Below are 10,771 nucleotides of genomic sequence, written 5' to 3'. Positions count from 1 at the left end.
GCAAGGCAGGACTCCTGGTACACGGCTGCTTTATGGTGGGTAACCCGGGCGACACGCCGGAAACGCTCCGCATGACGCTTGACTACGCCAAGAAGTTGAACCCGAATACGGCACAGTTCTACCCCATCATGGCCTACCCCGGCACCGAGGCTTACAAGGAAGCTCTCGCTAGCGGCGCATTGCAGACAAAGGATTACAACCAGTGGCTGGACAAGGACGGATTCCACCGCACCACCATCCAGCGCGGAGAACTCACCAGTCAGGCACTTGTGGACTTCTGCGACAAGGCCCGCCGCGAATTCTACCTGCGCCCGAGCTACATCCTGCGTCAGGGCATCATGGCAATCAAGAACCCGCGTGAACGCTACCGCGTGCTGCGTGGATTCGGGACGCTCGTGAAGCACCTGTTCCGCAAACACGGCCAGTTGGCTCCTGTCGCGAGACAGGCACCGACGGTGAAGGAATAACGAGAGTGGGGCTTGTGCCCCTCTGAGATATGAGGATTATAAAAGCCGCAGCGATGAACTGCGGCTCTTCTCATGAAAGGGAGATTCCCGCCTGCGCGGGAATGACATTCAGGTTATTTCGCAACTTTGGATGCAGCCTCAAAAGCAGCATTCAACTTATCGAGCGCTTCAGCGACTTCGGCTTCGCTCACGTTCAGCGGCGGCAACATACGCAGCACGTTGCCCTTAGCAGAAAGCACCATGAGCTTTTCGGCGCGGGCGGCAGCAATGATATTGCCCACCGGCATTTCTTCAGCGAGTGCCACACCGAGAATCAGGCCTTCACCACGGATTTCCTTGGCGAAGCCGAACTTCTCCACAAGGGCGGCCAAGCCAGCCTTCAACTGGGCAGAACGTTCAGCAACATTCTTGAGGAGGCCCGGAATCTGCTTCACGACAGCGAGACCTGCGGCGCAAGCAATCGGGTTACCGCCGAAAGTCGTACCGTGGTCACCGGCCTTGAGCTGGTCGGCAATATGCTGACGCAGAAGTACAGCACCAAGCGGGAGACCGCCACCTATTCCCTTGGCAAGCGTTACGAGGTCCGGATTCAGACCATACTTTTCGAAACCGAGGAAGGTTCCGAGACGGCCCACGCCTGCCTGCACTTCGTCGACAATCACGAGGCAGCCGCATTCCTTCTGCAGGCTGTTGATGGTCGCGACCATCTCGGCAGAAAGGGTCATCACGCCGCCTTCGGCGGCGAGGCTTTCGAGCATGATAGCGCAAGTGTCCTTGTTGACTTCCTTCTTGAGAGCTTCGCAGTCATTCCACGTGACATGCACGAAATCACCCGGCATGGAGCCGAAGCCTTCGCGGATAGCCGGCTGACCCGTTGCAGAGAGAGCGGCGAAAGTACGGCCATGGAAGCTGTTCACGAACGTGATAATCTTCTGGCGATTCTTTTCGCCCTTCCGATCGAAGTACTTACGTGCGAATTTGATAGCGCCTTCGTTGGCTTCGGTACCGGAGTTGCAGAAGAAGGCCTTGTCGAACTTGGTGATTTCAAGGAGGGCCTTGCCGAGTTCGATCTGCGGGTAGTTCGGGTAAAGGTTGCTGATGTGGTTGAAGTGGTTCATCTGTTCCACCACCGCATCCTTGATAGCCTGGTTCTGGTGACCGAGCGCGTTCACGGCGATGCCAGCCACGAAGTCCAGGTACTTGTTGCCCTGATCGTCGTAGAGGTAAGAGCCAACGCCTTCCACAAAGTTGATGTCAGCCTTGCCGTAGAGCGGCGCGATAATTTGTTTGTCCTGTTCGAGCAGGTTAGCGCAAGATTGTGCCATAGTTTAAATCTCCATTAATTTGTTTGCCAAAGTGTTCCGCGTCCTTCCAACCCACGATGTGGATACTCTTGAGTCCTCGTCGGATCGACTTGAAACTCTCGCGGACTTTGGGAATCATACCGCCGGAGATGACGCCAGCTTCGATCAGCTTTTCGGCGTCCGCTTCGCTCAGTTCGGGAATTACATTCTTGTTTTCGTCCATCACGCCCGGCACGTCGCTCACCAGCACAAACTGGTCGGCTTCAAGTGCCACAGCCAGTTCGCTTGCAGCAGTGTCAGCGTTCACGTTCCAGCTTTGGCCCTCGCCAATGGAAATCGGGCTGACCACCGGAGTCCAACCCGCATTCCACAGGTCAGCGACAATCTTCGGATTGACCTGCTTGATTTCACCCACCAGGCCAAGGTCCACCTTGCCCTGCTTCTTGACGACCTGGAACAGGTTGCCGTCTACGCCGGAAATACCGATGGCGTTGCAGTTGTTGTTCAGCAACATGCGTACGAGTTTCTTGTTCACGTGGCCCGAGAGAGTCATCTCGACCATCTTCATGATGCCGGGGGTCGTGACTCGGAGGCCGTCGATGAATGTCGGTTGTTCCTTGAGCAAGGCGATATTCTCGTTGATGTCCTTGCCACCGCCGTGAACCACGGCCACCTGACAGCCACTACCGGGGAGGGTAGAGACTGCCGACACAAAATCAGCGAGCTTGGCTTCGTCGATTGCCAAGCTGCCACCAATTTTTACAACCACTTTTTTCATCTTTCGGTGAATTCCTCTCGTGAATTTTGATAGACGTTGAAAATTTTGGAGGTAAATTTAGAAAAGAAGCATTATAGATGTCTCTCGGATTCAATTTTGCTAACGCAAAATCCTATAGAAAAATCGTTAGATTTTTCATATCCGTGTGACAATTTCAAAAATTCATTACGAAAAACATATTTAAGCACACAGACTAATCAATATAAAAGTGTTTTTTCAAATTTTCTTTCATCCAACACTAAGTTTTTTATTATATTACATACATAAACTCAACCAAGACACAAGAGGTATATTATGGCAATCACGAAAGTTTGGCTGGACGAATCCAGTGACGAATGCGTCTCCTGCGGCGCTTGCGAAGCTACTTGCGACGCAGTGTTCGAAGTTCCTGAAAAGATGAAGGTCAAGGAAGGCGTTGATTTTTCTGCTTACGAAAGCGAAATCAAGGACGCTGCTGACAGCTGCCCGGCCGGCGTGATCAAGTACGAGTAATGATACTCTAGATACTTTTAAAGCCCCGTCTAGTCAAGCTAGACGGGGCCTTTTTTATTATCTACATTTATGCCTATGACTATCCTCGAAAAAATTGCATTAGCTCTCCCCGCCGTTGAGTCACCCGCTAGATACATGGGTGGAGAAGCGAACAGTGTCGTGAAAGACCACAGCCAGATGCTCTGCAACATGGCGTTCGTGTTCCCCGACAAGTACGAAATCGGCATGAGCAACAACGGCATCCGCATATTGTACCACGTGATTAACCGCGAGCCGGATTTGCTGTGCGAAGTTTCGTTTGCCCCGTGGGACGACATGGCGAAGGAAATGGAGAAGTACGACATTCCGCTGTACAGCTATGCGACCTACACGCCGGTGCGCGATTTCGAGGTAGTGGGCATGACGCTCCAGACGGAGCTGAACTTTACAAACGTGCCCTACGTGCTTGACGTCGCCCGCATTCCCGTGTGGCAGAAAGACCGCCGTGAAGAAGACCCGATTCTGGTGGCAGGCGGCCCCGCCATGGCAAACCCCGAACCGGTCGTAGATTTCTTTGATGCCTTCATGATCGGTGACGGCGAAGACATGATCGTCAAGTTCCTGCGTTGCGTAGGCGAAGGCCGCAAGGCAAAACTCCCCCGCGCAAAGATTCTAGAGAACTTGTCTAAAATAGACGGCGTGTACGTACCGAGTCTGCGTCCTACCGTCACTAACGAATTTGGCGACATCGTTCCCGCAGAACCCGCCAAGGGCAGCTACCAGAATACGAACGGCGTACGCCGCCAGTTCATTCCGGTGATGGATCCGAAGAACTACCCCATCAAGAACCTGATTGCGAACATGCAGCTGGTGCATAACCGATTCAGCGTAGAAGTGATGCGCGGCTGCGCCCAGGGTTGCCGTTTCTGCCAGGCAGGCATCTGGTACAGACCCTGCCGCGAACTTGATCCCGATGACGTGTTGGATATCGCGAAGGCAGGCATCAAGGCGACCGGCGAACGCGAACTGGGACTTCTCAGCCTCTCCACCGCCGACTATAAACCCGTAGAAGGCCTGACCGACTCCATCATTGACGACCCGTTCTTTGATACCGTGGACGTGAGCCTTCCGAGTATCCGCGTGAACGCTTTCGGCGAAACGCTCGCCCAAAAAATTTCCGCCCTCAAAGGTGGCCGCAGCGCAACTTTCGCTCCCGAAACGGGTTCCGAACGAATCCGCAAGATGATCAACAAGACCATCAGCGACCAGGACATGTACAACGCCGCCGAGCACGCCTTCAGCAGCGGGTTCAACAAGATTAAGCTGTACACGATGATCGGTTTCCCGACGGAAAATGAACAAGACATGGAAGCGTTCTGCAACCTGATCGAGAACCTCGTGAAAATCGGCCGCAAGTACCTGCGAGGATGCCAGATTGCCGTAAGTATGGGTATCCTGATTCCGAAGTCGTTTACGGGACTGCAATGGGCACCGTTCATGGACAAGGAAACCGCCCTCAAGCACATCCGCTACGTGCGCGAAAGATTCTTCAAGCACCCGAACGTGAAAGTGAACTGGGCCGGCTGGGAAACGAGTTTCCTCGAAGCGATTTACAGCCGCGGTGACCGCAGGCTCGGCCCCGTAATTTACGCTGCCTACAAGAAGGGAATCATCTTCGAAAGCGACTCGTACCGATTCGATTTCGAAAAATGGCAGCAGGTCTGGGAAGAATGTGGCTACGACACCAGCTGGGTGTACCGCATGCGCGAAAAGGACGAAGTTTTCCCGTGGGATTTCATTCACGCGGGAACCTCCAAGCAATATCTGCGCGGCGAATGGGAAAAGGCCTTCAAGGAAGATTCTGCGCCGGTGCCCAACTGCAAATGGGGCGACTGCCAGAAGTGCGGCATTCCAGGATTCGGCGCAGAAATCAAGCTCGCCAACGACCCGGTGCGCCACAAGGCCCCGAGCCGCACGCCCGAAGAAATCAAGAAGCTTGTCGCCGAACGCCGCCCCACGCAAAAGAGCTGCCACAGCTACAAGATTACTTTCAAGAAGACGGGCCTCAGCCGATTCCTGCCGCACCAGAATATGCTTTCGTTCTTCGAGCGCACGTTCCTTTGCGCAGGCATTCCCATCAAGTTCAGCGAAGGCTTCAGCCCGAAGCCGCGTATTTCGAACATGGGCGCGTTACCGCTCGGTCTTGAAACTTATTGCGAAGTCATCAGCGTCGACCTGTTGCAACCGCTTGACATTTCCAAGGAGAACTTGCCGAAGATCATGGCCGAACTTTCAAGGCCGTTCCCGCGCGGCATGGAAATCGTGAACATCGAGCCGCTCAAGGAAAAGCTCAGCAAGCACATGCCGACGGCAATGATTTATTCGTTCACGCCCGACGCAATTCCCGAAGGCATCATGGAAAAGTTCGAAAGCAAGACCTTACCCGTAGTGCTCAACCACCGCGGTCAGGAAATCAACTTGAACGAACACCTGCTTGGAATCCAGATTGCAGGCGGCGCCATCATCACGAAGGTGAAGTGCAATAACATGGGAACGACGGTGAGTCCGTTCAATATTTACGCAGCGCTGATGGGTGTGGAATTCGACCCGAAAAAGCTCGACGAAAGCTCCCGCCGCTACCTGATTAAGAAAATCGCGATGGAGTTCTAAGGCAACTCTGTGAGCCATAAGCGACTCTGCGCAAGCGAGTCGTGTTGGCGAAAGAATCGGCTCTAGAGTAAGGAGACCGTTGATTTTAGACGATTCGGTCTTTCTGTGTGCCATAAGCGACTCTGCGCAAGCGAGTCGTGTTGGCGAGAGCGAGCGCTCAGGGTACGAACTGATATAATTGGGCGCGAGCGGTCTTTATTCAGCTGGTAAGATAATTTCGATGTGGCGGGTGCTCACGTTCAGGAAGTGAGTGCGGAACAGGTCCTTTTCGCTCTTGTCGCTCACGCGCACCTGCGTGACGGCAATAAAGTCCTTGTTTTCGCGGATATAGTCCGTGAGGCGCTCGTCGCGGAGCGTATCGATTTCACCGGTAATAATAAAGCTGTCGGTCCAAATTTTAACTAGCATACCCCAAATATAAAGATTTTTTAGCTTGCAAGTAGAAAAAAAGCGTTTTTTTGTTGCTTTTTGATATACCAAAGATTATTTTGATAACAGATCCTTCGACTTCGCCCTTCGACAGGCTCAGGGACCTTAATAAGGTTAGCAAGCTTGTCGGACCACCTCAGGATGACATAACAGGGAAACGAAGTCATTAATTTGCAAAGGAGTTTCTTATGGCGACGAAAAAGAGCATCAAGGCAACACCGGGTAAAATGATTTACCACAATATGGAATTTATCGACAGCGATGTAGGGCGTCCCATCAGAATCATCGCAGAATTCATGGGTCCCTCCTTGATTTTTGCAGAAGAAGGCGTGAAGAACACCATCGTATTCTTCGGTTCGGCGCGTACGCTCCCCATGAGCGAGATTCTCAAGCGTCGCAAAAAATGCAAGAACGCCAAAGAACTGGAACGACTCAAAAGGCTCGAAGCTGTCGCCGAATACTATGACGCCGCCCGCGAACTCGGTGCCAAGCTTGGGCGCTGGGCAAACAAGCAGCATAAGGGTTTCGCCATCATGACCGGTGGCGGTCCCGGCATTATGGAAGCGGGCAACCGCGGCGCAAACGACGTGGGAACTTCCTCCATCGGCCTCAACATCAAGCTCCCCTTCGAACAGCATCCGAACCCCTACATCGACGACGAACTGAACCTGCAGTTCCGCTACTTCTTCATCCGCAAGTACTGGTTCATGAAACTCGCCAGGGCGCTTGTCGTGTTCCCCGGCGGCTTTGGTACCCTCGACGAGATGTTCGAACTGTTGACGCTTATCCAGACCAAGAAATACGGCGACCGAATGCCCGTCGTGATTTTCGGCAAGAAGTACTGGAACAAGGTTATCAACTGGAAGCACCTCGCCGATACCGGAATGATCGACAAGGATGACCTGAAGCTGTTCCACATGTGCGACACCGTGGACGAAGCCTACAAGGCCATTACCGAAGCGCTCGAAAAAACGATGGAATAGTTTTTCTACATTTACGGCATGATTCGTAATTTTCTGGCCGAGACTCTAGACCGCGTATCCAGAAATCTGGCTCTACGCCCAAACTACACCATGGAAGAATACCAGCGGTGGTTTGACCAGAATCCCGAATATCTACATAACGGGGCCATGCAACACATCCAGTTGGTGGAACCCCTTACGCTCGAAGGCACGAACAACCTCTACCGTGCCCAATACTGGCTGGAACACCCGAACGATCCGAGCCGCTATGTCGAGCAGGAAATCGTCGTCAAGATTTGCAAGTTCTGGGCCTCCCCCGGCAGGAACAGGCTTCACCGTCTGAATATGCTCCTGAGCGCTTTCCAGGACGAAATCCGCATCAACAACCTTGTACACGCCACCAACATCGAGGGCGTGGTGCAAAGCATGGGCGGAGGAATTGCAGGCAGGCACCCGTACCTGAAAATGGAATTTATCAAGGGCTGTTCGCTGGACAGGCTTTTCAAGAAAGACCTGACCGACGACGAGGTGCTTCACCGCGTGGCGCAACTCGCCTACCTCGCCAATACCATCAGCCAGCTACACTACTACCAGATTGTCCACAAGGATTTAAAGCCCAAGAACCTTCTGCTTTGCCAAAATCCGCAACACAAGAACAACCACAAGATTCTCGTGTGCGACTTCGGCTACGCCCAGGCAAAAATGCGCGAGACGGTCACCGAATACGGCGGCCAGATGACTCCCTGCTATAGCGCACCGGAACAGGCCATTATGGGCGAAAACCTATCGACATCGGTAGACTATTTCAGTTTCGGAATCATTGTCCATGAATACCTGACGGGCGAACCCCTTTTCCCGCATTCGATGGATATCTTTATCGAAGACGGTTACCGCATCACGGACCGTTACCTGGAATACCTGAAGTCAGGCCGCGAGAATAGGTTTCACGACCCTAGGTTCCCCGAGCTCACGCAATGGATTGACAACCTCACGATTTTCGACAGCTTCGAACGCATGCAGAACAGTCCCAATCTTTTCGACATTGCACACAAGCTGCGCGAAAGAGTCAACGCCCAGGGCTACCGCGACGTGAACACCGACTTTTTGTGGAACCAGCTGCGCGAATACAACCGCTTTTAAGAAAAATAAAATTTTCTTTTGAAAATCAATATTATATATTCAGGATATGAAAAAGTTTCGTCGTATCCTTAAAAAATCTTTAGTGTTCTTTTTAAAGAAGGTCAAGCCAATCCACTACTTGACTTTCGTCATCATCATTGGCATCGGCATATTCAACGCCATCACCGGAGTGATGCCCCTTATCAACCAGTATCGCTACGAAAGCGGTATCGAAGAGTCGTTCAACCAATGGTGGGAAGAAACGGGCGCGGAGCAATTCAGGTCCGTGGGCCTGGAGCCGACCGAAAAAATCCGCAACGAAGAATTCGACCAGTTCCGCGAAAGGGCGCTTGCCCAAAAGCCTTCGTACATGGTAGAAGACCGCATCGAAATCATGAAAAAGGATTTCCGCGAATGGTGGGAGACCAAGGGCGGCAAAGAGGCCTTTATCGAAAAGCACAACCGCTACCCTGGCGAAGCCGACTTTAAGCACGAACTCGACCAGTGGATAGACAACTATACCGACAAGTTTACACGCTACCACATGGCGTTCATTCCCAAGAAAGGAGATTACGACCGCCTGCTTACCAGCTGGATGCTTTTCCCGAGCGTATGGAGTTTCCTTGTTTTCGCCATTTTCTTTGTATTTGCAACCATCCAGCTGGAACGTCGCTGGCAATGGTATATCTTGTGGGGCAGCATCGCAGCACTCGCCTTGTTCGGCGGCGTCCTGGTTTCGATTCTTACGGGAACGAGTTTCTTCGACCACTATGACGGTGAACGCTACATGGGCATGAGCATCGCCCTTACGTTCCTACTCGGGGCCACCGCATTCGCGCCTCGAAAAGACATGGTTTCTTCCCCTGTTTCAGCACTCTGCTTTACGGGACTCGTTTTGGATATGGGAATCAACTGGTTTATCAATCCGGGAATTTTCGGGGCCGTCACCGTCCTTTCCCCGATCGCTTTTGCCGGAGGCGCCTTTGCCGGACTCAAGATTGAAACGCGAAGGAAAACCAAGAGCGAGATCAAGCGCGACACGCTGGACGAACGAGCTCGCCGTGTAGCAAGCCGCAACCCGATGGCAGAAATGAAGGCAAAGACGCGAGCCCTGATTGAAGCCGGATTTGCAAGCGCCAAAATCGGGCAGTTCGACCAGGCACAGCGCCAGCTCACCCAGGCAATGACCCAACTTTTGCAGGAACACCCCATAGACGGAGCCCTCGTGAAATCGCTTGCCGAACGCATGACGAGCCCGACACTTTATATCGAGCTCATGAGCAACCAGTGGCTGGAATGGGGCGAAATTGCCAAGGCGAAGAATTCCCCCGAAGCGGCCATCCTGTTTTTGAAAAAAGGACTTTCCCGCGAGAAGGACAAGAACTTCGCTCGGCGAGCCCTTTACGTTCTAGGAGAAATCTGCGTCACGAACAACATCGAGACCGAAGACGGCATTAACCGACTCAAGAAGGTCATCGAGATGAACGGCAACGACATGATTGCCAAACAGGCTCAGAAGATACTGGACAGCAGAAAGTGACACGAACGTGTCATCCTGGAGCGTAGCGACGGGATCTAGTACTGGATTTTCCCCGTCCGGGGACCATGCGCACTAAGGTTACAAGTAACCAAGTGCTGTTCGGCCTCCCTTCGGTCGAGAATGACTTTACTACTGTATGTAGCGGCGTTTGAGGGCGCCGTTTTTTGTATACTCCACCACGACGACACGGGCAGCAGGCATCTTCGCCGGTTTATGTCCGCCAACAAACAACGGGCGTCCCTGCATATCGAAGATGCGATAGAGGGAGGTTTCAGCCTCGGTTGCAATGTTCAGGGACCGATTACCGAAGGTTGTTGATTCCTCGCCGCTCGAAGAACTTGCTGGAGCATTCGGATCGATAACGGAAATCGTGCGTACTACCGAGGCATTCGAGTCGGCACCGACCGTTACGATGGTGTAGACGTACTCGCCTGCTTCCGTCGGAGTTCCTGAGATCGACACACGATTTTCGCTTTCGTTAATTGAGTAACTGACACCATTCGGAAGTCCCGTTACGGTCACGCCTTCGGAATTTCCCCATACGTAGCTGAACGCCACAATGGATTCACCCAAGGTAATCCGCTGGTTCGAGGAACCCGCCCCGTTCTTGGTGAGCGTCCCCACCGTCGGTACATGTTCACCGGAAACATTGAAAGTCATGTACGTGGAAACGCCTTCAAGTCCATTCGCATCCGTCGCCACGGCGATGGCGCTATAGGTGCCGCCAGAAACATCCGACACATTCACCGTGTACGGGCTTGATGTTGCAGAACCCACAAGCGTCGTTCCGATGTAGAAATCAACCTTCTTGATGGAAGCGCCGCTATTGTTCTTCACGGACGCCGTCAAGGAAACCGCATTTTTCGAAGGATTCGCGACAACCGTTACAGAGGCTGCGACCGGACTCATTCCAAAAGCCTGATTGTATTCAGGCATCTTGCCGTAGCGGCCACCCACGCCCACAAGTTTCGGGAGGTCGGTAGGAAGGCTTGAATTGCTGCGTAGTTCGTAAGAATAAGAAGGCGTAAAGA

General features: G+C 52.8%; 9 protein-coding genes and 1 pseudogene. 6 read left to right on the top strand and 4 right to left on the bottom strand.

The annotated features are described in order from the left end of the window. Positions 1-467 (top strand): annotated as a pseudogene (locus tag Q0W37_RS14495) (radical SAM protein); the annotation flags it as partial. A gap of 113 nt (positions 468-580) precedes the next feature. Here the strand turns inward: Q0W37_RS14495 and Q0W37_RS14490 are convergent. Together Q0W37_RS14490 and argB are read right to left on the bottom strand one after the other, a co-directional pair. Beyond that, a complete protein-coding gene (locus tag Q0W37_RS14490; protein WP_297702260.1) occupies positions 581-1,792 on the bottom strand; it encodes an acetylornithine/succinylornithine family transaminase in 1,212 nt (403 codons plus the stop codon). Beyond that, positions 1,773-2,549: an acetylglutamate kinase gene (argB, locus tag Q0W37_RS14485; RefSeq protein ID WP_297702259.1), complete on the bottom strand. Its 777-nt coding sequence runs from the start codon at positions 2,547-2,549 to the stop codon at positions 1,773-1,775. The genes Q0W37_RS14490 and argB overlap by 20 nt, the downstream gene beginning before the upstream one ends. 294 nt (positions 2,550-2,843) lie before the next feature. Between argB and Q0W37_RS14480 the strand changes: the two genes are divergently transcribed. Next, positions 2,844-3,041, top strand: a complete 198-nt coding sequence (locus Q0W37_RS14480) for a ferredoxin (protein ID WP_173352825.1) — start codon at positions 2,844-2,846, stop codon at positions 3,039-3,041. A 75-nt stretch (positions 3,042-3,116) separates the two neighbouring features. Further along, positions 3,117-5,690 carry a TIGR03960 family B12-binding radical SAM protein gene (locus tag Q0W37_RS14475; RefSeq protein ID WP_297702258.1) on the top strand — a complete coding sequence of 858 codons (2,574 nt, stop codon included), beginning with the start codon at positions 3,117-3,119 and terminating at the stop codon, positions 5,688-5,690. A 195-nt stretch (positions 5,691-5,885) separates the two neighbouring features. Here Q0W37_RS14475 and Q0W37_RS14470 read toward each other — a convergent pair whose 3' ends face one another. Then, the gene (locus tag Q0W37_RS14470) at positions 5,886-6,098 is read right to left on the bottom strand and encodes a hypothetical protein (protein WP_163436563.1); all 213 of its coding nucleotides are present in this window, start codon (positions 6,096-6,098) and stop codon (positions 5,886-5,888) included. Positions 6,099-6,307: 209 nt separating this feature from the next. Between Q0W37_RS14470 and Q0W37_RS14465 the strand changes: the two genes are divergently transcribed. From Q0W37_RS14465 to Q0W37_RS14455, 3 genes are read left to right on the top strand one after another with little or no spacing between them, the layout of a single operon-like run. Next, complete coding sequence (locus Q0W37_RS14465) at positions 6,308-7,102, top strand: TIGR00730 family Rossman fold protein (RefSeq protein WP_297702257.1); 795 nt, start codon at positions 6,308-6,310, stop codon at positions 7,100-7,102. An 18-nt stretch (positions 7,103-7,120) separates the two neighbouring features. Further along, positions 7,121-8,221, top strand: coding sequence for a protein kinase (locus tag Q0W37_RS14460; protein ID WP_297702256.1), 1,101 nt, complete (start codon positions 7,121-7,123; stop codon positions 8,219-8,221). Positions 8,222-8,267: 46 nt separating this feature from the next. Continuing rightward, on the top strand, positions 8,268-9,740 hold the full coding sequence (locus Q0W37_RS14455; RefSeq protein ID WP_297702255.1) for a hypothetical protein: 1,473 nt from the start codon (positions 8,268-8,270) through the stop codon (positions 9,738-9,740). Positions 9,741-9,869: 129 nt separating this feature from the next. On the opposite strand, the gene Q0W37_RS14450 is transcribed toward Q0W37_RS14455, so the two are convergent. Continuing rightward, positions 9,870-10,771, bottom strand: a 902-nt coding sequence (locus Q0W37_RS14450) for an Ig-like domain-containing protein (RefSeq protein WP_367186290.1), incomplete at its 5' end; no start/stop codon positions are given.

Source organism: uncultured Fibrobacter sp. (assembly GCF_947166265.1).
Classification (GTDB): Bacteria; Fibrobacterota; Fibrobacteria; order Fibrobacterales; family Fibrobacteraceae; genus Fibrobacter.
The sequence above is the reverse complement of the archived record's forward strand: the minus strand, read 5'-3'. Positions and strand labels throughout refer to the sequence as shown.

Bases quoted from the DNA above. Each gene is read 5' to 3' on its own strand.
- Q0W37_RS14490 (WP_297702260.1), bottom strand. From the start codon at position 1,792: ATGGCACAATCTTGCGCTAACCTGCTCGAACAGGACAAACAAATTATC.
- argB (WP_297702259.1), bottom strand. From the start codon at position 2,549: ATGAAAAAAGTGGTTGTAAAAATTGGTGGCAGCTTGGCAATCGACGAA.
- Q0W37_RS14480 (WP_173352825.1), top strand. From the start codon at position 2,844: ATGGCAATCACGAAAGTTTGGCTGGACGAATCCAGTGACGAATGCGTC.
- Q0W37_RS14475 (WP_297702258.1), top strand. From the start codon at position 3,117: ATGACTATCCTCGAAAAAATTGCATTAGCTCTCCCCGCCGTTGAGTCA.
- Q0W37_RS14470 (WP_163436563.1), bottom strand. From the start codon at position 6,098: ATGCTAGTTAAAATTTGGACCGACAGCTTTATTATTACCGGTGAAATC.
- Q0W37_RS14465 (WP_297702257.1), top strand. From the start codon at position 6,308: ATGGCGACGAAAAAGAGCATCAAGGCAACACCGGGTAAAATGATTTAC.
- Q0W37_RS14460 (WP_297702256.1), top strand. From the start codon at position 7,121: ATGATTCGTAATTTTCTGGCCGAGACTCTAGACCGCGTATCCAGAAAT.
- Q0W37_RS14455 (WP_297702255.1), top strand. From the start codon at position 8,268: ATGAAAAAGTTTCGTCGTATCCTTAAAAAATCTTTAGTGTTCTTTTTA.